The following is a 23,734-nucleotide window of genomic DNA, read 5'->3' as shown; positions in this document are numbered from 1 at the left end:
ATCGGTCATGCCCGCCGAGCGCATCGCGGCGAAGCGGGCGGACCCTAGCGGAAATCAGGCTGCAAGGAAACGCTGGCGCGACACGCAGCCGGCGCAGACGCTGGAGCATCGGACCGAAAAGTGGATTCCGGTTTTCGGGTCGATCCGATGCGAAGACAAAGAGCTAGATCGCCTCTTTGCGTCCGGCAGGACGCATGGCGATCTAGTCACCCGATAGCGGCCGCCAGTCGAACCGCTCCTTGATGCGGGCCGCGAGCTGATCGCGCACCGCGCGATAGGCATCGAGGATCTGGTCGCGCGTGCCGCTCACCAGCGTCGGGTCTGCGGTCGGCCAATATTCGACCGAGACGGCCATGGTCCGGGTCAGCTCCAGCGCCCGGTGATGCGCCTCGGGCGAAAGCGTGATCACCACGTCGAAATTGGTGTCTTCGAGATCCTCGATCGTCTGTGGCTTGTGGCGGGCGAGATCGAGGCCGCGTTCCTCCATCACCGCCGTGACAAAGGGATCGGCGGTTCCCTTGCGCACCCCGGCCGAGGCGACATAAAGGCCACGGGGGAAAAGCTGGCGCGCCAGCGCCGCGGCGATCGGCGAGCGCACCGTATTCATGCCGCAAACGAACAGCACGGAGCCGGGCGGGCGCCCTTCGGCCGGCATGGCAAAGGCCGGGGCGGGCGCAGCGGCCAAGGCTCAGCCTTTCCAGTGCAGCGCGCAGACGAGGGTGAAGAGCCGTCGCGCCGTCTCGAAATCGACCAGGATCTTGCCGGCGAGCCGCTCCATCAGCAGCCGCGAGCCCTCGTCATGGACAGCCCGACGGCCCATGTCGATTGTTTCGATCTGGCTCGGCGTCGCTGTGCGAATGGCGGCATAATAGCTGTCGCAGATCAGGAAATAATCGCGAACGATCTTCCTGAGCGGCGTCAGCGACAGGAGATGAAGCACCAGCGGCCCGTCGGCGCGATCGCGCACGTCAAACACCAGGCGGTTGTCGCGCACGGCGAGATGAAGCCGGTATTCGCCCGTCGGGTGCCCGGGCAGCACAAAGCGATTATCCTCGATCAGATCATAGATCGCGATGCGGCGCTCATGCTCGACATCGGCCGTCGACCGGCCGATCGAAGCCGGGTCGAGATCGACCGCGACGAGCTTGCCCGCCTCCTCCGTCGCCTCACCGTCAGACATTTCGCCTATCCGCGTTTCCCCAAACGCGATCCTGCTACAGATTGAGACGAATCGCCACCGACCGGCCATGCGCCGCGAGACCTTCGGCCTCGGCAAGCGCGATCGCGGCCGGCCCGAGCGCACGAAGCTGCTCGGGGCCCGTCTTGAGGATCGACGTCCGCTTCATGAAATCGAGTACGGAAAGGCCCGAGGAGAAGCGCGCGGAACGCGCCGTCGGCAGGACATGGTTGGAACCGCCGACATAATCGCCGATCACTTCCGGCGTCGTGCGGCCGACGAAGATCGCTCCGGCATTGCGCACCTTTTCAACCAGCCGCTCGGGATCGGCTGTCGCGATTTCCAGATGCTCCGGCGCAATGCGGTCGGAGAGCGGAACGGCCGCATCGAGCGAAGGAACCGTGATGATGGCGCCATAGTCGCGCCAGCTCGCCGCCGCCGTCTCGCCGCGCGGCAAGGTCTTCAACTGGCGCTCGACCGCCTTCTCGACCGCGTCGGCGAGCGCTGGATCGTCGGTCATCAGGATCGACTGCGCCGCGACATCGTGCTCGGCCTGCGCGAGCAGGTCGGCCGCCAGCCAATCGGGATCATTGGCGCCATCGGCGATGACAAGCACTTCCGAGGGGCCGGCGATCATGTCGATGCCGACCGTTCCGAACACCTGCCGCTTCGCCGCCGCGACATAGGCATTGCCGGGGCCGACAATCTTGTAGACGGGGCGGATCGTCTCGGTGCCGAAGGCCAGCGCCGCGATCGCCTGCGCGCCGCCGATCCGGTAGAGCTCGTCGACACCGGCGAGCCGCGCCGCGACGAGGACGAGCGGATTGATCAGCCCGTCCGGCGCCGGCACGACCATGACGACGCGATCGACGCCCGCCACCTTGGCCGGCACGGCATTCATGAGGACGGAGCTCGGATAGGAGGCGGTGCCGCCCGGCACATAAAGCCCGACCGCCTCGATCGCCGTCCAGCGCGAGCCGAGTTCGACGCCGAGCGCATCGACATAGCGATCATCGGCGGGCTTCTGGCGCGCGTGGTGCGACTGGATGCGATCGCGCGCCAGGACGAGGGCTGCGCGCGTGCGGTCGTCGACCAGTTCGTCGGCGGCCGCGAAATCGGCCTCGGATACGCGCAGGCGATCTGCGGTCAGCGGCAACCGGTCGAAACGGGCGGTATAGTCGAGCACGGCCGCGTCGCCGCGCGTGCGGACATCGGCGAGGATACCGCGCACCACGGCGTCGACATCCTCGGAGACTTCGCGCTTGGCGCCGAGCAGGGCGCGAAAGCGGCCCTCGAAATCAGGATCGGTGTGGTCGAGACGAATGGCCAAGAGACGGCTCCCCGTAAATATGCGCCGTCTCTAGCGCGGTTCGGCCCGAGGGGAAAGGCGAAGCTGTGGGCAGTGCGCGCCGGCCTCAGGCCTTGGCCGCATCCAGCTCGTGCTGCGGGCAGGCCTTGGTGGCCCAAGCGGGACCGAGATCGCTGATCGATGCCTCGATGCACTCGACATCAAGGGCAATCGCCCCGCCACCGGCGAAGATCAGCGTCACAGTGCCGGCCGGAGCTTCCGTTTCCTCGAAGGAAATCGCGAGCAGATCGAGCACGGCCTCCGCATTGTGGCGGTCGATGCCGGTGGAGCGAACGGCCGTCACGCGGTCAAAGTGGAACCCGGCGCGGCGACGCTCCCAATTCTTGCGGAACGTGCCTTCGGCCGGCTTTTCCCAGACGAAGCGATTGATGACGGCAGCGAAGCGCTGCTCCTTCGGCAGAAAAGCCAGATCCCCGACCTTGAGGACAGCGTCCTGGACATGCGCCGAGACGACCGCGAGATCATCCTGATCGAACGCTACCAGTTTCAACTTGTCCATGATCGCACCTTTATGTTCCGTTGCAGCAACGGACAGGTAGTATCGTCAGGACCTGTTCGCAACAGGGCGGATTGCTTATCCGGAAATGCGCTCGACCGTGGCGCCGCAGCGCGACAGCTTGTCCTCCAGCCGCTCGAAGCCGCGATCGAGGTGATAGACGCGGTTGACCATCGTCTCGCCCTCGGCGACGAGCCCGCCAATGACCAGCGAGACCGAGGCGCGCAGGTCCGTCGCCATGACGGGCGCACCCTTGAGGCGTGGCACGCCGACGATCGTCGCGTTCTGGCCGTCGAGATGGATCTCGGCCCCAAGGCGCGCGAGTTCCTGCACATGCATGAAGCGGTTCTCGAAGATGGTCTCGCGAATATGCGAGGTGCCCTCGGCGCGGCAGACCAGCGCCATCAATTGCGCCTGCAGATCGGTCGGGAAGCCCGGGAACGGCTCGGTTGTCACATCGACCGGCCGCAGTGCGGCGCCATTGCGATAGACGCGCAGGCCCTCATTGGTCTCGGTGATCTCGGCGCCGACCTCGCGCAATATCTCGATCGGCTTGGCGAGGCTGTCATAGCGCGCGCCTTCGAGCAGCACGTCGCCGCCCGTCATGGTCACCGCCATCGCGTAGGTGCCCGCCTCGATGCGGTCCGGCATCACGGCATGGCGCGTGCCATGCAGGCGGTCGACGCCCTGGATGCGGATGGTCGAGGTGCCGGCGCCGCTGATCCGTGCGCCCATCTTGATCAGGCATTCGGCCAGATCGACAATTTCCGGCTCGCGCGCCGCATTTTCGATGATCGTGTCGCCCTTGGCGAGGGTCGCCGCCATCATCGTCACATGGGTGGCGCCGACCGTCACCTTCGGGAACACCACATGCCCGCCCTTGAGGCCGTTCGGCGCACGCGCGATGACATAGCCGGCATCGATCTCGATCTCGGCGCCCAGCGTCTGCAGAGCCTCGAGGAAGAGATCGACCGGCCGCGTTCCGATGGCGCAGCCGCCGGGCAGCGAAACCTTGGCGAAACCCTCGCGGGCCAGCAGCGGCCCGATCACCCAGAAGCTCGCGCGCATCTTGGAGACGAGCTCATAGGGCGCCGTCGTGTCGACGATGGTGCGCGCGGAAAACTGCACCGTCTCGCCGGACAGTTCCGCCTCGCCGATGCGCTTGCCGGCGACCGTGATATCGACGCCGTGATTGCCGAGAATGCGCTTCAGCAGCGCGACATCGGCCAGACGCGGCACATTGGCAAGGACCAGCGCTTCATCAGTCAGGAGGCTCGCGATCATCAACGGCAGAGCGGCGTTCTTGGCGCCGGAAATCGGAATCGTGCCGTTCAGACGCGCGCCACCGACGATGCGAATCTTGTCCATGAAAGCCGAGCCTTTCGCGAAGAAAATACTGGAGGGCGAGCGGCTGCAACGATCGAAGCGCCCCACCCGATTGTTTGCGGTCTAACGCAGGATTGCGGCCGACTCAAGGAGAGCACGCGGCCGCTGTGATGGCCGTCACGCCTCGTCCTCGCCCGGCTCATCTGCCGTAACATCCTGACTTTGCGCACGAACCGCCGCCTTGCGCCGGCCGAGATTGGCGCGCAGCGCCGCGGCGAGCCGCTCGGCCCGCGCGTCCCTTGATTTGGGGTGCCCCGGCTTGGCCGTGCTTGCATTCTGGGGCGATTCGCCGGTCTTCTTGTGTGAATCTCTGTCGCTCATGGCAGGCTTTTAACATGAAACCGTGCGCGACCAAGGCAGGCCGCTTGATCCCGCCGCTTCACTGTGGCAGTAAGGCCGCCGTTCGGCGACAATCGCCCGGCAGCGCTGCAGTAGCTCAGTGGTAGAGCACTCCCTTGGTAAGGGAGAGGTCGAGAGTTCAATCCTCTCTTGCAGCACCATTCTTTCCCGTTGATTTCATTGAGGCTTTTGATTTTTCAAGGGCTCTTTCCACCCTTGCCTTCATATCGCCCTGCAAGGCGGCTCGAAATGGGCCGGCAGGATGAGGTATCCTTGCCAACCTGACCGCCGCCAGCAACGGACCATAGTTGTCCGGATCTTTGGGGCGGCCGGCAGATGGTCGCTACGGGCGATCGCTCCGAAAGGGATCTCTGACATGTCGAACAAGCCGGACAAGCCGCTCGGTCGCCGAGACTTCATGATCGCGTCCGTCGCAACCATCGGCGCATCGGCGGCGCCCACAGCCTATGCCAGCGTCGCCAATGCCGGGGAACCGGCGGCCGCGGATATAGCGCCCGGCACCGCTTCGGCGACGGTCTATACGGGCGATATCATCCAGGGGAAGAAGGTCGTCAGCGCGCTTGATGTCGGCGATCTGGAGCCGGGTCGGACGCATCTGCTTTATTTCCAGGGCGTCGAGATGCCGACCGGACAGCACTGGTATGTGTCAGTCGTGGTCGCGAAGGGCGCGAAGCCGGGCAAGCGCGTCGTTCTGGTCAGCGGCGTGCATGGCGACGAGATGAGTTCCGTGCACACGGTCCAGTCCGTGATGAACCAGCTCGATCCCGCGCAGATGTCGGGCACGGTGATGGCCGCGACAGACGTCGCCCGCGCGGCCATGGAAGGCATGCAACGCCGCTGGCCGAATTTTGGCAGGGGCGCCGATCTGATCGACCTGAACCGCGAATGGCCCGGCAATGAGAACGGCCTGACCGCCCCGAGCCGACACGCCGGGCTGCTGTTCAACCATCTGCTGCGGCCGAACGCTGATGCCGCGATCGATTTCCATACCGGGACGACGGGGTTCGACGTTGCGGCCTTCAATATCGGTGGCATGGATGTGCCGGAGGTCAGGGCGATGGTGGAGCTTTATCCCGTCGACCAGATCTTCGACAATCACGTCTATCCGGGTGTCCTGCACAACGCTTTCATGGACGAGGGAATCCCGGCTTTCACGCCGGAGATTGGCGCCGCGCGCATTCTCGATCCCGACATGATCGCGCTGTTCGTGGAAGGCACGATGAACGTGCTCAAGCACTACGGCATCGTGGCCGGCCCGATGGGACGCACGGGCAAGGACGCGAATGTCTTTGTCGGCAACAGCGCGTTTCCGATCCTGGCGACCGAGGGCGGTCTCGTCGAGCATCTGGTGGGGCTCAATGACAGGGTCGCGCCCGGACAGAGGGTCGCGGTCCAGCGCAACAGTTTCGGTGAGGTGGTTGCCGAATACACCAGCGGCGTGGCCGGCGTGGTGACGGGCCAGCGCAGCGATGCGATGGCCGAGCCCGGCAACCCGCTGGCATTCATCCTTTTCCATGGGGATGCACCCGGCCGCATCGAGACCTATCCCGAATAGTCGTCCGGCGCTTGGTAGCGCTTGGCGCTTGGCGTCTGGCGTTTGGCGCTTTCCTCCGGGCGACGCCAAACGCGACGCATGCGCAGAGTCTGCGAAGCCGAGGACGCCCGGGCGGTCGGCCTCGGAACGCCGCACCGCTGATCCGACTTGCTCAATGCCCGAGCCCCCGCGGATGTCGACGCATCGGCCAACCGCTCGTGCCTTTCCTGATCATGATCGCTTCGTCGCCCGGCCCGATCGTCCGGGCCAACCGCTGCAACCGTGGTCGCGGCTTGGGAAGGCAGGCTCGCAGCCGGATTGTCAGGCGTTCAATTCGTCTGCAGCGGCAATGACTTCATGAATGATCTCGTCAACGTCCTGAGGCGTCGTCCGATGATTGACGAAGCAGGCGCGCAACGCGAAGCGACCATGGATGGTCGCATTGGAAAGATATACGCGTCCCCGTGCGATCACGCGTTTCAGAATCGCCTCATTGTTCTTGATGCGATGGCGAAAACAAACGGCGCTCAAGGGGACCGGTGCCAAGAGTTCAAGTTGTGGATGCGCGCGGACAGCATTGTCAAGCAACTGCGCGTGCCGAAGATCACGGATTATCGCCTCGCGGTAGGCATATCGGCCATGATATTGCAGCGACATCCAGAGCTTCAAGGCGCGGAATCGCCGGGTCAGTTCGATCGATTCCTCGAAGAAGGCAAAGACCTCTTCCGGATCTTGGTTGAAAATCTTGACGTAGTCTCCGCTATGCGAGAAGGCATTTCGCGCCGCATCGCGCTCGCGATACAGCAGGCAGCTGCAATCGATCGGTTGATAGAGCCATTTATGAGCGTCAAGGGCGATCGAGTCGGCGAGAGACAGCCCGTCGAACATCTCCGGCACAGCCAGCGCGGCCATGACGCCGAACGCGCCGTCGACATGGAGCCAAAGCCCCTCCATCTTGGCGATCTCCGCGAGATCTCGCAGTGGATCGATCGCGCCGGTGGCAACCGTGCCAGCGCTGGCGACGATCGCCAGGGGCGTCTTGCCTGCATCGCGGTCGCGCGCAATGGCGTCTCGCAGTGCGTCGGTGCGCAAGCGAAAATTCTCATCTACCGAAATCAGGCGAAGGTTGTTGCGACCAAGGCCGAGCAGAGAGACGGCCTTGGCGATCGACATATGCGCCTGTTCGGACACATAGACGATGCCGGGCCGTGCGCCGTCCTCATTGGCGGGCAACAGGCTCTCGCGCGCGATCGCCAAGCCCATGAGGTTGGCCGTTGAGCCGCCTCCGCACAGACTTCCTGCAAAACCGCCACATCCGACCGCTTCCGCGAGCCAGCCGACCACGACACGTTCGATAGCGATCGCGGCCGGGGCCGAACGCCAGGACGTGCTGTTCTGATTGAGAACCGACGCCAGAAAATCGCCGATGGCGCCGACAGCTTCGCCCGAGCCCGCGACATATCCGAAGAAGCGACCCGTACACGGCCGGACATGCTCCGCTATCGCGCTGAAGTCGTCCAGAACCGCACGACCGCGACCTTCGTCGGGCCAAGCACGGTCGAAGAGTCGCGATGTTTCCCCGCCGCTCGTCACTGGATAGGCCGGCCGCGCCTCCAGAGAGGCCCAATAATCCGTGGCGAGCTTCGCCGCCTCCGATACCAGGCTAGCGAGTTCGGGATCAGGTATTTCCAGTGCGCGCATGTCATCGCTCCACCGACGCTCGGGAGGTGAACTGCTTGACCGGAGAATACCGCAACAACCAGGTCAGATCATCTGCCGGTGTGGCAGAGGTGCCGGGCCGCCTGCCGCGAGACGATCACGGGCGCGTCGAACGACTTCGCTTTGCCTGAGGCAAGTCGAGCCTCGACCAGGCAGGGTGGACGGTTCGGTGAGGCGAGCACGTTGCGCAGCCTGTTCACACGGGCAGCCGGAGCGCGCGTTGAACTTATTTCCGATAGAGCGCGCGATGCTTGTGGATGAGGGTGTCGGCGCGATCGACGGGCGCCTGATGGAGGGCAAGGCGCACGCACCAGGACCGGCTGCTGGCAGTTGGGCTCACATCAGCCGACATCCACCGTGCGGCGAAATCCGGCGGCAAATCCTCCAGCGCCCAGGAGACGAGACCGGCGAGCGGCAGAAGGGAGGCTAGCCGAACCGTAGTTCGAGCCCGGCAAGCGTCGCCATGGTCTGCTCGAAATCCCTGAGGTTCTCCGATTCCGATTTGCCGAGAATGGCACGGACCTGGCTGCGGACGGTCATGAGAGACACGCCGCGCTTGCGCGCGACTTCCTCCGCGCTCGCGCCCCCGGAAAGGGCAATGGCGACCTCGGCCTCGGCCCGGCTGAAGTCGAACAGTTCGCACAGGACGTCCATTCGCGGCGACACCCTGCGGTCGAGCGGCCGCAAGATGATGATGGCAAGAGCCTCGCCGGTTTCGCTTCCCCTGACATCGCTGGCAAGGCCGGGCGGCGCCGGCGCGACCATCACGGCCAGCATCGAACCGTCTCGGCCTTCCATGCGCATCGCGCCACCGGCACCTCCCGAGGTGGCGGAGAGCACGAGGCGACGGAGCCTGCCAGCCTCTTCCCGGCCCATCGCGCCGAGATGGACAGCGCTCCCCACAGGGAGGCCCGAGCGCACGACGACGAGCCCGGAATGGGAGCCGGCGATGTGCCGGTGGGCCATGTCGTTGATGAAATGGATCTTCAGTCCCGCATCGACGATGCCCACCCCCACGGTGAGCCCGTCCAGCACAGCCCGCGTCAGGGAAACCGACTGCGTCTGGCGCCCGAGGCGCTGGCGCAGCTCGATGCCGCGCTGCACATGCGGCATCAGCATGCGCAGCAGACGAACATGGGTCATGTCGAACGCGCCCGCCCTCTCGCCGCGGAAGACCAGAACCGGCGTGGCCTCCGTGAGGCCAGCCATGCCACCGATCATATGGCGGCGCTCATGGTGGCGGGCGAAATCAGAATAATACTCGCTGCGCAGGAAATCGCTTTCGGCGACCAGCTCGGCACCGAGCTTCGCGTTTCCCAGATGATGGTCGCGCGCCTCGGCGAAATCGCGGCGCGCCTGAGCGGCATAGGGGTCGGCCGTATGGAAATGAGCGGCATAGGCGACCTCGCTGCCGTCTGAAGGCATCAGGAGATTGCTCGGGCCGCCCGGTTCGCCGAGGGTGAGCAATGCCCGCTGCGCGTTAAGAAGCCGGCAGATGCGCTCGCCCACTTCAAGCCAGCTGCCGTCTCCGGAGCCGGCCTGATAGATGGCTCCAACGCAATCGGCGAGATCACGCTCGATATCGACCACTGTCAGCTCCCATGCCAGGAAACGAAATTGCCAGAGGCTTTTCTGCGGTTCAATGGAACGATTGCGGCGGGGGTGAGACTATTGCCTGCGGGTTGCACCGTCAGGCAATGGAGCGTCGTCTTTCCTAGGGACTTCGATCTTGCAGTACTGCGGGCGCCTAATTGAATGTCGTCATCAGAACCGCACCCAGCACCAGGGCGATCGGAAAATGGACGACGAACTGCGCCGCCGTATATCCGACGAGGTCCTTCGCGCGTAGACCCAGTATCCCGAGCAGCGGCAACATCCAGAACGGATTGACGAAGTTCGGCAGCGTTTCGGTGATGTTGTAGATCATCACGGTCCAGCCCAGATGGGCGCCCAAGGCGTTCGCTGCAGTCGCCACATAGGGCGCCTCGATGATCCACTTGCCGCCGGCAGACGGGATGAAGAGGCCCAGAAAGGCCGAATAGACCCCGACGACGACCGAGAAGCTGACGGGCCCGGACGATGCACCGATGAAGAGGGACGCAATGGAGTCGCTGAGCGTATGACCGGCCGCGTTGCGCGGCACGGTCAAGATCGCTGCAATGCCCGCGTAGAAAGGGAATTGCAGCAACACGCCCGAGACGCTTGGAACGGCCTTGGCAAAGGCCTGTGCCAGATTACTCGGCCGCCAATGCAGCAGGATCCCGAACAGAAGGAAGACGAAATTATAGGTTTCGAGGCCGGATAGATGCTGGATCGGATTGCCGGAGGCAAAACGGTCGACAATCCAGCCGGCACCGAGTGCCACGACCAGAAGCGTCAGAAGCGGACTATCGGCGAGGCGATCGGCAGGATGCCGGTCCTTGGCGATCGCGGGCTCGATGGTCGAGAGATCGATGCCGAGGTCGCTCGCCGTGCGAAGGTTGCCGGGGCAAGGCGCGGTGAGATAGCAGACGGCGGCGGACACCGCCGCGACGACGGCAATCGTCAATCCGTTCTGCCAGGTGAAGATGGTTTGCGAAAAGCCGATGACGCCGGTGATCGACATGAGCGAGGCGGGAATGCTGGCCGCGTTCGCCTGCAGTTGGGCGGCCGAGGAACTGAGACCCAGCGTGAAACCGCAACCGAGCCCGAGATAGGCGGCTGCACCGGCGGCGCGATAGTCGAGGCGGATATCGGATCGCCGCGCCAGCTCGCGCACCAGGAGCCCGGAGAAGATCAGGCTCAGCCCCCAATTGACGAGCGACAGGCCGATGCTGATCAGCCCGACCCACACGATGGCCGAGCGGCCGCTGGAGGGCTGCCGGGCGACGCGGCGCATCAACTTTGCCGCAGGCAGGGATGTGGCAACCACAAATCCGCCGATGGCGACATAGGCCATCTGAAGCGTGAACGGCGCGAGGGACCAGAACCCGTTTCCAAACGCGATGCTGACCGCCAAGGGAGAGGCGCCATGCAGCATGGCGGCGATCGCGACCAGCACGACGACGCCGAGCGCGAAGACATAGGCATCGGGATACCAACGGCTCGTCAATGCAATCAGACGGGCAGACAGTGCAGCAACCATCCGCCCGCGCGGTTCATCCCGATCGTCCATGTCGCCCCCGCAACCCAACGTATCATTCTTTGTCGTTTTACCCGCATCTGCAAGGCGCCTTTGATTTTGCCGCGGTAACGCGCTACATAGCGTTCATGACCACGATTGAACGGCCGTCCGACGGCAATCTCCGCGAACAGGTGCTGCAGCAGGTGCGATCCGAGATCATCTCGGGACAGAGTGCCCCCGGCACAATGTATTCGGTTCCCAGCCTAGCGGCCGCGCTTGGCGTCTCGACCACTCCGGTTCGGGAAGCGCTGCTGGAACTGGCGCGCGCCGGATTGATCGAGCCGCTTCGCAATCGCGGCTTCAAGGTGGTGACGCCCACATTGGCCCAGTTGCGCGACCTGTTCGACATGCGCGAACTGCTGGAGGTCTATGCGGCGGAGGTTGTGGCGCTCAAGCGCAGGAAGGATCTGACCCAAGCGCGCGCCCTGGCCGGCGCCGTCGCCCGTGCGGTCGAGGCCGGTGACGTCGCGGGCTATCTCGAGGCAGACCGGCAGTTTCACCAGGCCTTCGTGGAAGCCGCGGACAACGAACTCCTGACCGAATCCGTCATGGCATTCCGAGACAAGATGCGTCTTTACGGCATCTCCTCCGATCCAGGACTGGAGCGGCAGCGAGATTCAGTCGACGAACACTACAAGATCCTCGATCTCGCGGAGATCGGCGACACCGAAGGCCTCAAGACGCTCATGCGTCACCATATCCGGTCGTGGCAACCGATCTTCACGCAGGCCCTGCTGGGCGTCTCGCGCGGTGACGGTCCGCCGTCGCCTGGCGGGCTGAGCGGCTACAAGCAGTAGCCTACCCGAGCCCGAACCTCTCCAGATCCAGAAGCACACCATTGGCCACCGGACTTCCACCGAGGCGGTGATCGCGTTCGGCTCCTTTCGTGTGCAGTCCGGGACGCCGCTTGCAAGCCTCCGGGCGGAGAACAGCGCTGCGTTCGGGCGATCGATACGAAATCCGCTTGCATTCCGTCTCGCCTGTCGATAGTAGTGCGTCACACATCAATAGTAGCGCGTTACACATTACATAAGGGAGTCGACAATGGCGGATGAACCCTACAAGCGGCTGATGTGTCTCGGCTGCGGTTTTTCCTATGACGAGATGCTCGGCCTGCCCGAGCACGGCATCGCGCCCGGCACACGTTGGGCGGACATTCCGGACGACTGGGTCTGCCCCGATTGCGGCACACCCAAGCACCTCTTCGAAATGATCGTCATCGGCTACGCCACGGGCGGCGCCGATATGGCGCGGAATGCATGAGCGGCGAACAGAAAGGAACCAGACCGATGAGCCAGTCCTTCATCCTCCGCAACGAGGAGCGCGGTCACGACCTGATCAAGTCCGACGGGTCGCGGTCCTCCTACATCGCCGGCCACCCGGACGGCTTCGTCACCAGGGCCTCGAGCTTCAACTTCCATGAATATCAGGGCGGGCGCCCGGGCTTCGGTACCATCCGCGTCTTCGGGGACGAGGTGTTTCACGGCGCCGGCTGCGGCTACAACATGCATCCTCACCACAACTTCGCCATCTGCGCCTTCGTGTTCGGCGGTCAGCTCACGCATGTGAACACGGCGGGCGAGGGCATGGTCGACCAGCTTCGGGCAGGCGATTATTACGTCTTCTCGGCCGGCTCGGGCGGCAAGCATTCCGAGCTTTCCATCACCACCGAGGACATGCAGGCGATCTATCTCTGGGTGATGCCGGAGCAGCTCTATCTGCCGCCGGCCTATCATCGCGGCCATTTCGATTTCCGCCGCCGCCGCAACGAGATTGTGATGCTGGTCGGCGACGGAGACGGCGCGCTGCCGATCCCGCAGGATCTTCGCGTTTCACGACTGATCGCCGACAGGGGGCGCAGCTTCCGCTACGCGCCGCGGACCGCCTCGCATGGCGCCTATGTCTTCGTCCGCGAGGGTCGGATCGGCTGCGCCGGTGAGGAACTGGGCTACCGCGACAGCATGGGCCTTTCGGGCGTCGCGGCGGTCGACATCGATATCCTCGACGACGACAGCGACATCCTTATCGTCGAGACGATCATGATCGACGAGGCGAACATCAAGACATGGGAGAGCGAACATGCCGGCCACTGAAGCGGGACGGCTGGGCTGCCCCGGCGGAGGGACCGCTTTCGCGCGGGCCATGGCCGGTGAGGACGTCTCCATCGGCATTGAGCCTTGCCCGAACCGATCCCGCTGCAAATCACCCTGTGGGAGGGACGTCTCCGCTACAGGAACTTTCGAATGCGAAGGAGCCTGACATGCCGATCATGGAAGTCCACTATCATGCCGGAGATCTCGAGCCAGTCGCGAAGGCCGATCTGGCCCGGCGCCTGACTGCCGTCATGATCGATATGGAGGGCGGTGCCGATACCTTCGGCGGACGCGCCTTCGCCTGGGTCATCTTCCGCGAGGTGCCCAAGGATGATTGGTGGGTCGGCGGAGAGACCGACGACACCTATGTCCGCTCCCCCGGACGTTTCCTCGTTCGCGTCCTCATTCCCGAGGGATACATGAATACGGATCACAAGAACGAGGTCCACGCTCTCGTCGGCCAGGCCATTCTCGACGTCAAGAGACCCCCGAACACGGCAGAGACCGGAAAGAGCATCCTGACAGTCATCGAAGAGGTGACCGAGGGCAGTTGGGGGTGCGCGGGCAAGCCGATCGGTATGGCGTCGATCGCCACCTCCGTCGGGCTCCCTGCGACGAGCGAGCGCTTCGGCTGGACGACGGCCTATTTCGCGGCAAAGGCCCGGGAACGGCGATCCGCGGGCTATCCGGCCGACGCCGGCGGCATCATGACGGGTGTCGAAGGCGAAGCCGCGACGGCGATTTCGGACGAGCAGAAGGCGGGCCGCCGACCGGATTGAACGGCGCCTGTCGCATTGCGCCTCAATCGGATTTTGCGAGATTCGTCACCAGTTCTGATGATGTCGCCAACGGCAGGGGCCGGTATGTTCCCCCGCATCGGACCTGTCGAGACCGTTGATCTCGGCAAGGTCGGAACCACCACGCGTCACGATCACGCGAATTGGATAGCAGCCTCACCGCGCACACCATGAGGGATATCGAATGAGTATCACCTTCCTGCATTCCAAGGGAACCGAGCTTCCCATCAAGATCCCGGCGATCGGGCTCGATCTGTTCGTCAGGATGCCGCCTGCCGCGAGCGGCGGGGAATTCTGCTTCATCGAGACGATCAATGCGCCGGGCTTCGGCCCGCCGCGCCATCGTCATCCCGAAGCGGAGATCTTCCGCGTCATCGAGGGACGGTATCTCTATGAGGCGGATGGACGACGCTTCTATGCGGAGGAAGGAGATGTGGTCTGTATTCCGGGCGGCGTCGAGCACGGCTTCGTCAATGTGACCGACGCGCCGGCACGCCAGTATATCCTCATGACGCCGGCGCTCGACGCCGCTACCTTCTTCACCGAGCTTGGCGGCGTGATGCACAATGGCATTCCCGACACCGAGGCGCTGAACGCGTTCGGCATCAAGTGGCAGGTCGAGTTCCTTGGGCCTCCGGTGAAGCGGGATGAGGCGCCGACCGAATGATTGCGGCGGCTTGGTGGACAGGCCGCAACCTTTGCGCGATATCAAACGGCAAGCTTGTCCGCCGACCTATTCTGTGAAATTCCGCCGATCCGCGAGCGACGGCCGTTTCCGAGGCACATCATGGCGACGATCCGCGAACTGACCTACGACCTGCTCCGCCGCAATGGCATCACGACGATCTTCGGCAATCCCGGTTCGAACGAACTGCCTTTCCTGCAGGACTTCCCGACCGACTTCCGCTACATCCTCGCCCTGCATGAGGGGGCGGCGGTCGGGATGGCGGACGGCTACGCCCAGGCCACCGGTCGCACCGCGCTCATCAACCTCCATTCGGCAGCCGGCACTGGCAATGCCATGGGCGGCCTCGCCAATGCCTGGAACTCGCATTCGCCGCTGCTCGTAACGGCCGGCCAGCAGACCCGCGCGATGATCGGCATCGAGCCGCTGCTGACCAATCTCGACGCCACGACGCTGCCAAAGCCGCTGGTGAAATGGTCCTACGAGCCGGCACGGGCCGAGGATGTGCCCCTCGCCATGAGCCGCGCGCTGCACCTTTCCGGCCTGCCCGCGCCCGGGCCGGTCTATCTCTCCATTCCCTATGACGATTGGGCCAAACCCGCCGAACCAGAGTCGCTGCGCCTCCTCGATCGCGTCGTCTCCGCGGCAGGAGCCCTCGGCGACGACGCCAAGGCCGGTCTGGTCGCGCGCCTCGAGCGGAGCTCCAATCCGGTCATCATCCTCGGACCGGACGTGGACGCGGCACGGGCGAACGCGCACGCCGTACGCCTTGCGGAGCGACTGAAGGCGCCCGTCTGGATCGCACCCTCGGCCCCGCGCTGTCCTTTTCCGACGACCCACGCGAACTTCCGCGGCCTGCTGCCCGCCAGCATGGCCGGCATCTCCCGGCTGCTGCAGGGCCATGATCTGGTGCTGGTGGTCGGCGCGCCGGTGTTCCGCTATCACGAATATGATCCCGGCCCCTTCCTGCCGGTTGGCGCCGAGCTTATCCAGATCACCTGCGATCCCGATGAAGCCGTCCGCGCTCCCATGGGCCAGGCAGTCGTCGGCAATGTCGGGCTTATCCTCGCCGCGCTTGCCGACGCGGTCAGCGATGCTGCTCGGGCGGCGCCGGAGCCGCGGCAACGGCCGCCGCGGATCGCGCCGGGCGAAGCGCCGCTCGCCCCCGAACGCGTCATCGATCTGATCGACGAACTCGCTCCGCGTGATGCAATCTATGTGAACGAATCCACCTCCACCATCGAGGCGATGTGGCAGCGCATGCGGTGGGAGAAGCCGGGGAGCTATTATTTCGGAGCGGCCGGAGGCCTCGGCTTTGCCATGCCGGCAGCCGTCGGCGTCCAACTCGCCGAACCGGACCGGCAGGTGATCGCCCTCATCGGTGACGGCTCGGCCAATTACAGCATCACCGCCTTGTGGACAGCAGCGCAGCACGGCGTCCCGGTGGTCTTCGTCATCATGCGCAACGGCACCTACGGCGCGCTCCGCTGGTTTGCCGGCGTATTAAACGCCGGTGGCGTGCCGGCGCTGGACGTGCCCGACATCGATTTCGTCGCGATCGCGACGGGCTACGGGGTGGAAGCGGTGCGGGTCGACACTGACGATGGCTTTGCCGCCGCCTTCGCCAAGGCGCTCGAAGCCGGCCGGCCCTCCCTCATCGAGGTCGCCACCACCTGGAAATCACCTTGAGCGGCGCGGCGACGCAGCCCTCACCAGTTCTGATGATGTCCGGCCTATTGGGCCTTGATTGAAGAATGACCGGCGAGAGCCCGCCGGCCTGTGCCGAAGCAGAAGTTCCAGAACCCACCCTTTGTGGAGAAAACTGCAATGCGAACGAAACTCACCCATCTCGTCGTTCTTGGCCTCACCGCCCTATGCGGGCTCCCGGCCGTGGCAGCACCGATCACGGTGCCGATCGAAGCCCCCGACTCCAACATCGTCCGCGTCGCCCAGGGCTGCGGTCCCTATGCATGGCGCGGACCATGGGGCCATTGCCGCGACACGCCCTATACGGGCCGCCTGCCGGGCGGCGGCTGGGCCTACAACTATCCGCCCGCCTACGGCTATTTCGGCAATGGCTGCCCGCCCGGCTATTGGCGTGGACCCTGGGGCCATTGCCGCGATACGCCCTATCATGGCCGTCTCCCGGGCGGCGGTTGGCAGTAAGCCCGAATTCACCGTCCCAGACAGACCAGCACACGACAGGGCAGCATCATGAAAACAACGCTCCTGACCACCATCGCGCTCGGCGCGTTCCTCGCGTTGGCACCTCCGGCTTTCGCCGATGACACGCCTCAACCGCCCGAGCCCCCCGCGGTCGAGCTTTACGCGCCTGCCGATGCGCAGGCCGTGCTCGATGCCCGCATCATCGCGCTCAAGACCGTGATCGGTCTCTCGCCCGAACAGGAAAAGCTGTGGGCGCCCGTGGAAGCGGCCATCCGTCAGGCGGCCGCCAGTTCGGCACAGCGCCGGGCACAGCGCGCCGAGGCGCCGGAGCCGACAAGCTTCGTCGACATTCTGGAGCGGACGGCTGACGCGGAAGCGACGCGTGCCGCCGAACTCAAGATGGTTGTCGAGGCCTTGAAGCCGCTGGTCGCGTCGCTGACGCCCGAGCAGCAGCGCCGCATTCCGGCCTTCCTTGGTCTGCGCGAGGCGATCAATGGCGTCCCGCAGCCGACCGCCGAGCTTTGGTTGTTCGAGGAAGAGCAGTAGCCGGCACAGGCGAAACGACAGGACCCGCCCGAGGCGGGTCCTCGACCGGATAGGGCGGCAGGCCGGTTAGGGGCCTCCGCTGATGATGCCGGCGGCAATGAACCAAGGCCGCTCGAACAAGAGCTCAGGGGGAGACAATGACGGATCGCGTTCTCGTGGCTGGCGCCGGGCCGGTCGGTTTGACGATGGCGATGGAGCTTGCCCGCTACGGCGTTCCGGTCCGCGTGATCGACAAGATCGCGGGCCCCTCCGACACGTCGCGTGCCGTCGCCATCTGGCCGCGGACGCTCGAACTGCTCGATCGTTCAGGCGTGGCAGGTGACCTCGTCAAAGCGGGCAACCACGTCGTCGCAGCCAACATCTTCTCCGGCAACAGCCGGGTCGGGCAGATCAAGCTCGACGGAATCACGTCGCCCTTCCCCTTCGCACTGATGGCGCCGCAATACGAGACGGAAGGCGTGCTGCGCCGCCACCTGAAAGCGCACGGTATCGAGCCGCAATTCTCCACGGAGCTTGCCGACATCGCGCAGGATAAAGACGGCGTCACCGCGACGTTGCGCGCCGGCGACGGGACGGAAACGGCGGAGCGCTTCGACTGGCTCGTCGCCTGCGACGGATCGCACAGCGTCGTCCGCCATCGCCTCGGCCTCGAATTCGAGGGCGACACATTGGGCCTCGACTGGACACAGGGTGATTTTCACCTGACCGGCATGCCGATCCCCTCCTCGGAGCTCGCCATCTTCTGGCATCCGGAAGGGGCGCTGATGTTCTTCCCGATGGCGGCGGACCGCTATCGCATCATCACGAGCCTCGGCCCATCGAGCGACGTCGAGCCGGTGCCGCTCGACCTCGACGCCTTCCAGAAGGTGATCGATCGCCGCGGTCCCGGCGGCATCACGCTGACGGACACGGTGTGGACCAGCGCCTTCCGTATCAATGAGCGTCAGGTCGGTTCCTATCGGTCCGGCCGGATCTTCCTCGCCGGCGATGCCGCCCATGTGCACAGCCCGGCCGGCGGACAGGGCATGAACACCGGCATGCAGGATGCGATCAACCTCGCCTGGAAGCTGGCTCTCGTGGCCCGCGGCATCTCGGCCGCCCCCGTGCTGCTCGACAGCTACGACGCCGAGCGCCGGCCCGTCGGAGCCGAGGTGATCCAGGAATCCGGCCGGCTGACCAAGGCCGCGACCCTCGAAAACCACGCCCTGCAGGATGTTCGCAATTTCGTCGCGCATCTCGTCCTCGGCCTCGCGCCCGCCCAGCATGCCATTGCCGGGATGATCACCGAGGTCGCGATCGGCTATCCGCAGAGCCCGCTGAACGGACCGTCGGACGGCGGCACCGCTGCCGCTGTCGGCGCCCGCGTGCCGCCTGCAGTCGACGAGGCACCCTATGGCGGGGCCGATTCACCGCGCTTCAGCCTGCATGGCACCGGCGAGGGCGCCGCGTCGCTGTTGTCGCAGTTCCCGGCCCTGCTGGAGCCGCAGCTTCGTGCGGCGAAGGCTGCGGGGCGTCTCACCCTCGTCCGGCCGGACGGCTATCTGGCGATGTCCGCGCCGACGGAGGACTGGCAGGCGGTCGCCAATTATCTGGCGGGGTATGCGGCGCCGACGGGAATCGCCCCGCCGCCGGCTTGATGGCTCGCCGGTTCGGCGATCGGAGCTACCCTTGCCCTGTCGGCCAGCCATCACTCCCTGGAGCAATCTCTATGGATGCTGCATTCCTCGACGTCGCCGAGCCATCGGGCCAACGGACACCGGACCGTACGGCCGATGATGACGCCGCGTTCATCCGGCAGATTCAGGGGATCGTGGGGGACCGGTACGTCCTGACGAGTCCCGACGCCACGCGGCGTTTCCGGACGGGGATCCGCTTCGGCAGCGGCCCGGTGGTCGCCGTGGTGCGGCCGGGCTCGCTCGTGGAGCAATGGCGTGTGCTCAAGGCCTGCGTCGCGGCGGACAAGATCATCATCATGCAGTCGGCCAATACCGGCGTAACCGGTGGGTCGAGCCCGGATAGGGATGACTACGACCGTGGCGTGGTGCTCATCAATACGATGCGGATCGAGGGTCTTCACCTGATCAACGACGGGACTCAGGTGGTGTGTCTGCCGGGTGCCACCTTGTTTCAACTCGAAAAGGCGTTGGACAGAATCGGACGCGCGCCGCACTCGGTCATCGGCTCGTCCTGCATCGGCGCCTCGGTGTTCGGCGGCATCTGCAACAATTCCGGCGGCGCCCTGATCCATCGCGGCCCGGCTTTCACCCAGCTAGCCCTGTTCGCGCGGCTGGACGAGACAGGAGCGCTGCATCTCGTCAATCATCTCGGCATAGCGCTGGGCAATGATCCGGAGACGATCCTTCGGCGGGTCGAGAACGGCGATTTCAAGCCCTCCGACATCGTCAACGACCCCGCCCGCGCCGCCTCCGACCACGACTATGCCGACCATGTGCGTGACATCGAGGCGGCAACGCCGTCCCGCTTCAATGCCGATCCGCGCCGACTGTTCGAGGCCTCCGGGAGCGCCGGCAAGGTGATGCTCATGGCGGTGCGCCTCGACACTTTCCCGAAAGAGAAGGAGGAGGTGGTCTTCTACATCGGCTCAAACGACACCGGAGAGCTCGAAAGCATCCGCCGCCACATCCTCCAGAGCTTCAAGACGCTGCCGATCGAGGGCGAGTACATGCACCGGGGTTCCTTCGATTGTGCGGAGGTCTACGGCAAGGACACCTTCCTGGTAATCCAATATCTCGGCACCGACAGGATCCCGCAGCTGTTCGCGCTCCAGGCGGCATTCGACAATTTCTGCCGGCGGATCGCGTTTCTGCCGAAGAACCTCAGCGCCAAGATGCTGCAGGCACTGAGTCATCTCTTCCCGAAGCATCTACCCAAGCGAATGACCGACTATCGCGACCGCTTCGAGCACTATCTTCTGCTGAAGATGGGCGATGAGGGAATTGGGGAAGCGCGCGCTTACCTCAAGTCGATCTTCCCCTCGAAGACCGGTGACTACTTCGAATGCTCGCCTGACGAAGGCGACAAGGCCTTCCTGCACCGCTTCGCGGCGGCCGGCGCCGCCATCCGCTATCGCGCGGTGCGCGATAAGGAGGTCGAGGACATTGTGGCGCTCGACATCGCGCTGCGCCGCAACGACCAGAACTGGTTCGAGACGCTGCCCGAGGAGATCGACAAGCATCTGATCCACAAGCTCTATTGCGGTCACTTCTTCTGCCACGTCTTCCACCAGGACTACATCGTGGCCAAGGGCAGCAATTGCGAGGCGATCGAGCACGCCATGTGGAAGCTCCTCGACGGACGCGGCGCGGAATATCCTGCCGAGCACAATGTGGGGCATCTCTATTTCGCGAAGCGGGCGATGCTAGACCATTTCAAGGCGCTCGACCCTTGCAACACCTTCAATCCAGGCATCGGCCGCACCACCAAATGCGCGCATTGGGGGCCCGGTGGTGCTCCCCCGCCACGCGAACTCCGCTGCGAAGGCTGAGGTGCCGCAATTGCGCTTGATCGAGGAGGCAACATGACCGGAGATTTTGAACGAGAACTGACGAAGCGCGTTTGGTCGGATGACGCGTTCGCGACGCGACTGGAAAGCAACCCTGTCGAGGCGCTCCAGTCGATGGGCGTATCGGTGCCGCCCGGCGTGAAGGTGAAGGTCGTCGTGCAACAGCCCGACAGGCTCTATTTCACAATTCCGCCCATGCGGGCTCCCGAATCGCCGGCGCCATCGGCGCCGCTCAACCAGTTCGACCTCTGGTCAAGCAAGGGGCTGTTCATCTGGCTGGTTCCTGTCGCTGCAAAGTTCCAGTTGCTCGCCCTGCGCAGCGCGGCGCGCGAGGCGGGAGAGCGCTCATGAGCAGCCCCGACTTCGTCGAACAATATTATGAGCGGATCGCGACCGATCCGGCCTACCGGGCCCGACTGCTTGCCGACCCGGTCAAAGTCGTCTGCGAAGAGTTCGGCTACACGCCGGGACCGGATCTGAAGATCGAGATCATCGAGCAGGCGGAGGACACGATCGTCATCATGGTGCCGCCCAGGCCGGCGAAGGGCCAGGACCTCGAACTGGAGTTGACCCGCGTGACGGAACAGTCGCTCGACCTCCTGTTTTCGTCCGGGATCGGCGGCTTCTTCGTCCCGGACGACTCGCAGAAATGGGTGCTGCGCGAGATGCGGCTGGCATCCCAGAACAAGACTGCGCCCGATCGATCGCAACCGTAGCTCCGGCCGCTCGCGGCGGGGGTGACCCAGGTCGATGAAGAGCTTGCGCGGGAGAGGCGCGGATGATCCCCAGGGGAAGGAAGCGAACGTTCTGGGACAATCTGATCGTGCCGAAGGGTGGGCTTTTCGGCGAGCAGTTGGCGGGATGGATACCGGGTCCGGCTGCGAAATCAGGCCTCGGCTGTCGCGTCCTGGCAGAGCAGCGCATCGAGGTTGCCGCCGAGGCCTCGCTCTCAGCCGATGTTTATCTTCCCAAGGTTCCGGGGCGCTATCCGGCGGTCGTCGCCTTTGCGGCCTACTCCAAGGAGTTGCAGGCTGCCGGGGCGCCTACCGGAAACAACGAGACGGGTAGCCCGCCGGTGTTCACCGATCGCGGCTATGCCCACATCATCGTGGCCCGGCGCGGCATGGGCCGCTCGACCGGCGCTGATGGCGTCTATCTGAACGATACGGACGTCGAGGACCACGCCAAGGTCATTCAATGGGCCGCCGCGCAGCCGTGGTGCGACGGGCAGGTCGTGCTGTTCGGGACGTCCTATTATGGAATGACCCAGCCGCAGGTGGCGCGGCTCCGCCCGCCGGCACTGAAGGGCTTCTTCGCCATTGAAATCTGCACGGATTTCTTCCGCCACATCGCCATGTTCGGCGGTGCGCCGCAGCCTGATTTCTTCGCGACCTGGATGGGCGCCAATTTCACGCCGCTCCAGTTCAGGCTCCATCTGCCGCCCCTTTTGCGCGCGCTCGCCAGCCACATCACCAATTCGCCGCTGAAGCGGCTCTGGTGGCCGCAGCTCAGGAAGCGGATGGCGCGGGTCATGAGGGCTTTTCAGAACGAAATCCCGGCACAGGCAACGCGTGAGCTGTTCGCCGCCCTCATGCTCGACGGCAAAACCCGCGCCACGAGCGTGCTGCCGATGGGCCCGTCCGGTGCGCTCGGCGACGTCACGGTCCCATTCGTGGTGGTGCAGAATCCGGGCTATTTCAACCTGCACCAGTTCGGCGCCTATGATCTGTTCGAGAATGCAGGCACGCCGCCCGACCAGAGATGGCTGATCATCGGGTCGCCGGCCTATGAGCTGCCGGCCTATCATTGGCAGCTGGAGGCGCTCGCCCTCTTCGACCACCTCCTCTATGGCAGCGAAAATGGTTATGCGAGCCAGGCGCGGGTGCGCTACTGGCGGCAGGGTGCCGGGACCTACGGCTCGGCCGAGGACTGGCCGCTTCCGGGGAGCACGTCGCTGCGGCTCTACCTCGCATCCGGCGGTGGCGACACGGCCACGCACCGCCTGACACCCGACCCGCCGATGGACGGGGTGAACCGTTGGGCGGCCGTCCCTCCCCACGCCACGGTCACAGCCGGCTTCGCCGAGGTCGCCAATCAATCCCTCGCCTTCGAGATGCCGATCGAGGCGGAGATGGAGTTGACCGGCCCCGTGACCGTGAGCCTCGGCTTCAGTTCGAACGAGATCGATTCACATGTCGTTGCCCGTATGGGGGTCGTTGCGGCCGATGGCGCCTATCGGATCCTGTCCATGGGCACGATCCGGCCGGCCTGCCGGCGGATTGACGCGGCCCGCTCCACGGCCACCGAGATCGCAATCGACATCGACACACCGAAGCCCCTGGCGCCCGGCGTCCCGGTGACGCTTCGCTTCAGCCTGACGCCACAGCCGGTCGTACTGAGATCCGGCCAGCGCCTCCGCCTCGACATAGCAAGCCGCACGGACCTCCTGCGCAGCAATGTAAGTCATGGCTACGCACAGTTCGACATGCCGGTGCCGCCCTATTTCGCGCGTAACACGGTCCACTATGGGCCGGACACTTTCATTGAGCTGAGGCGCGTGGCTAGAGCAATTCGCTCAATAGGGAGTCGATGAGGGATTCCGGTTGGGGCGCGCGTGTGGTGCGCCGCCTTCGTTGTTGGATCCGATCCGGGCTCACAATCGTCGGATTGTTTCGAGCCTGCGACGTGCGCCGTCGCCTGATGTTGCGTTGATCGCGTTT

Annotated in this window: 23 protein-coding genes and 1 tRNA gene; 15 read left to right on the top strand and 9 right to left on the bottom strand. The window is 64.8% G+C overall.

From position 1 onward, the window contains the following. Positions 1 to 202: 202 nt before the first annotated feature. From QO014_RS14015 to QO014_RS13990, 6 genes are all read right to left on the bottom strand, one after another. On the bottom strand, positions 203 to 655 hold the full coding sequence (locus QO014_RS14015) for an arsenate-mycothiol transferase ArsC (RefSeq protein ID WP_266349911.1): 453 nt from the start codon (positions 653 to 655) through the stop codon (positions 203 to 205). A 33-nt stretch (positions 656 to 688) separates the two neighbouring features. After that, positions 689 to 1,180 (bottom strand): UPF0262 family protein, encoded by a 492-nt coding sequence (locus QO014_RS14010; RefSeq protein WP_266349354.1) that lies wholly within the window; start codon positions 1,178 to 1,180, stop codon positions 689 to 691. Between the two features lie 34 nt (positions 1,181 to 1,214). Beyond that, complete coding sequence (gene hisD, locus QO014_RS14005; RefSeq protein ID WP_266349353.1) at positions 1,215 to 2,507, bottom strand: histidinol dehydrogenase; 1,293 nt, start codon at positions 2,505 to 2,507, stop codon at positions 1,215 to 1,217. A gap of 85 nt (positions 2,508 to 2,592) precedes the next feature. Beyond that, entirely contained in the window at positions 2,593 to 3,045 is a 453-nt protein-coding gene (locus tag QO014_RS14000) for a DUF2948 family protein (protein ID WP_266349352.1), read from the bottom strand. A gap of 75 nt (positions 3,046 to 3,120) precedes the next feature. Next, positions 3,121 to 4,410 carry a UDP-N-acetylglucosamine 1-carboxyvinyltransferase gene (gene murA, locus QO014_RS13995; protein WP_266349351.1) on the bottom strand — a complete coding sequence of 430 codons (1,290 nt, stop codon included), beginning with the start codon at positions 4,408 to 4,410 and terminating at the stop codon, positions 3,121 to 3,123. A gap of 135 nt (positions 4,411 to 4,545) precedes the next feature. Further along, a complete protein-coding gene (locus QO014_RS13990; protein ID WP_266349350.1) occupies positions 4,546 to 4,749 on the bottom strand; it encodes a hypothetical protein in 204 nt (67 codons plus the stop codon). A gap of 104 nt (positions 4,750 to 4,853) precedes the next feature. On the opposite strand from QO014_RS13990, the gene QO014_RS13985 reads away from it, so the two are divergent. Both QO014_RS13985 and QO014_RS13980 read left to right on the top strand, forming a co-directional pair. After that, positions 4,854 to 4,928: transfer RNA gene (locus tag QO014_RS13985), tRNA-Thr, on the top strand. A gap of 215 nt (positions 4,929 to 5,143) precedes the next feature. Further along, complete coding sequence (locus QO014_RS13980; RefSeq protein ID WP_266349349.1) at positions 5,144 to 6,343, top strand: M14 family metallopeptidase; 1,200 nt, start codon at positions 5,144 to 5,146, stop codon at positions 6,341 to 6,343. A gap of 300 nt (positions 6,344 to 6,643) precedes the next feature. Here QO014_RS13980 and QO014_RS13975 read toward each other — a convergent pair whose 3' ends face one another. The 3 genes from QO014_RS13975 to QO014_RS13965 all read right to left on the bottom strand — a co-directional run bounded on the left by QO014_RS13975 (position 6,644) and on the right by QO014_RS13965 (position 11,132). After that, on the bottom strand, positions 6,644 to 8,023 hold the full coding sequence (locus QO014_RS13975; RefSeq protein ID WP_266349348.1) for a pyridoxal phosphate-dependent decarboxylase family protein: 1,380 nt from the start codon (positions 8,021 to 8,023) through the stop codon (positions 6,644 to 6,646). A 444-nt stretch (positions 8,024 to 8,467) separates the two neighbouring features. Then, on the bottom strand, positions 8,468 to 9,631 hold the full coding sequence (locus tag QO014_RS13970; protein ID WP_266349347.1) for a helix-turn-helix transcriptional regulator: 1,164 nt from the start codon (positions 9,629 to 9,631) through the stop codon (positions 8,468 to 8,470). Positions 9,632 to 9,788: 157 nt separating this feature from the next. Then, positions 9,789 to 11,132: a TIGR00366 family protein gene (locus QO014_RS13965; RefSeq protein WP_266349346.1), complete on the bottom strand. Its 1,344-nt coding sequence runs from the start codon at positions 11,130 to 11,132 to the stop codon at positions 9,789 to 9,791. Between QO014_RS13965 and QO014_RS13960 the strand changes: the two genes are divergently transcribed. The 13 genes from QO014_RS13960 (at position 11,132) to QO014_RS13900 (ending at position 23,607) form a co-directional block, all read left to right on the top strand. Further along, on the top strand, positions 11,132 to 12,001 hold the full coding sequence (locus QO014_RS13960; RefSeq protein WP_266349345.1) for a GntR family transcriptional regulator: 870 nt from the start codon (positions 11,132 to 11,134) through the stop codon (positions 11,999 to 12,001). The genes QO014_RS13965 and QO014_RS13960 overlap by 1 nt on opposite strands. Positions 12,002 to 12,248: 247 nt before the next feature. Continuing rightward, complete coding sequence (locus QO014_RS13955) at positions 12,249 to 12,467, top strand: rubredoxin (RefSeq protein ID WP_266349344.1); 219 nt, start codon at positions 12,249 to 12,251, stop codon at positions 12,465 to 12,467. Positions 12,468 to 12,493: 26 nt separating this feature from the next. After that, the gene (locus QO014_RS13950; protein WP_266349343.1) at positions 12,494 to 13,297 is read left to right on the top strand and encodes a pirin family protein; all 804 of its coding nucleotides are present in this window, start codon (positions 12,494 to 12,496) and stop codon (positions 13,295 to 13,297) included. Between the two features lie 167 nt (positions 13,298 to 13,464). Continuing rightward, positions 13,465 to 14,076, top strand: coding sequence for a tautomerase family protein (locus tag QO014_RS13945; protein WP_266349342.1), 612 nt, complete (start codon positions 13,465 to 13,467; stop codon positions 14,074 to 14,076). A 202-nt stretch (positions 14,077 to 14,278) separates the two neighbouring features. Continuing rightward, positions 14,279 to 14,761 carry a cupin domain-containing protein gene (locus QO014_RS13940; RefSeq protein WP_266349341.1) on the top strand — a complete coding sequence of 161 codons (483 nt, stop codon included), beginning with the start codon at positions 14,279 to 14,281 and terminating at the stop codon, positions 14,759 to 14,761. 120 nt (positions 14,762 to 14,881) lie between these two features. Beyond that, positions 14,882 to 16,468, top strand: coding sequence for a benzoylformate decarboxylase (gene mdlC, locus QO014_RS13935; protein WP_266349340.1), 1,587 nt, complete (start codon positions 14,882 to 14,884; stop codon positions 16,466 to 16,468). Positions 16,469 to 16,606: 138 nt separating this feature from the next. After that, on the top strand, positions 16,607 to 16,945 hold the full coding sequence (locus QO014_RS13930; protein ID WP_266349339.1) for a GCG_CRPN prefix-to-repeats domain-containing protein: 339 nt from the start codon (positions 16,607 to 16,609) through the stop codon (positions 16,943 to 16,945). Between the two features lie 48 nt (positions 16,946 to 16,993). Further along, a complete protein-coding gene (locus tag QO014_RS13925; RefSeq protein WP_266349338.1) occupies positions 16,994 to 17,491 on the top strand; it encodes a Spy/CpxP family protein refolding chaperone in 498 nt (165 codons plus the stop codon). 137 nt (positions 17,492 to 17,628) lie between these two features. Then, a complete protein-coding gene (locus QO014_RS13920; RefSeq protein WP_266349337.1) occupies positions 17,629 to 19,128 on the top strand; it encodes an FAD-dependent monooxygenase in 1,500 nt (499 codons plus the stop codon). Between the two features lie 71 nt (positions 19,129 to 19,199). Continuing rightward, entirely contained in the window at positions 19,200 to 20,996 is a 1,797-nt protein-coding gene (gene dld, locus QO014_RS13915) for a D-lactate dehydrogenase (RefSeq protein ID WP_266349336.1), read from the top strand. Between the two features lie 33 nt (positions 20,997 to 21,029). Then, positions 21,030 to 21,365 (top strand): hypothetical protein, encoded by a 336-nt coding sequence (locus tag QO014_RS13910; RefSeq protein ID WP_266349335.1) that lies wholly within the window; start codon positions 21,030 to 21,032, stop codon positions 21,363 to 21,365. Next, complete coding sequence (locus QO014_RS13905; protein ID WP_266349334.1) at positions 21,362 to 21,730, top strand: hypothetical protein; 369 nt, start codon at positions 21,362 to 21,364, stop codon at positions 21,728 to 21,730. Before QO014_RS13910 ends, QO014_RS13905 begins: the two co-directional genes overlap by 4 nt. A 62-nt stretch (positions 21,731 to 21,792) precedes the next feature. Next, positions 21,793 to 23,607, top strand: a complete 1,815-nt coding sequence (locus QO014_RS13900; RefSeq protein WP_266349333.1) for a CocE/NonD family hydrolase — start codon at positions 21,793 to 21,795, stop codon at positions 23,605 to 23,607. The last annotated feature ends 127 nt before the right edge of the window (positions 23,608 to 23,734 follow it).

Source organism: Kaistia dalseonensis, from assembly GCF_030814715.1.
GTDB lineage: Bacteria > Pseudomonadota > Alphaproteobacteria > Rhizobiales > Kaistiaceae > Kaistia > Kaistia dalseonensis.
Note: the sequence above shows the minus strand (reverse complement) of the source record. Positions and strands in the feature narration are given on the sequence as shown.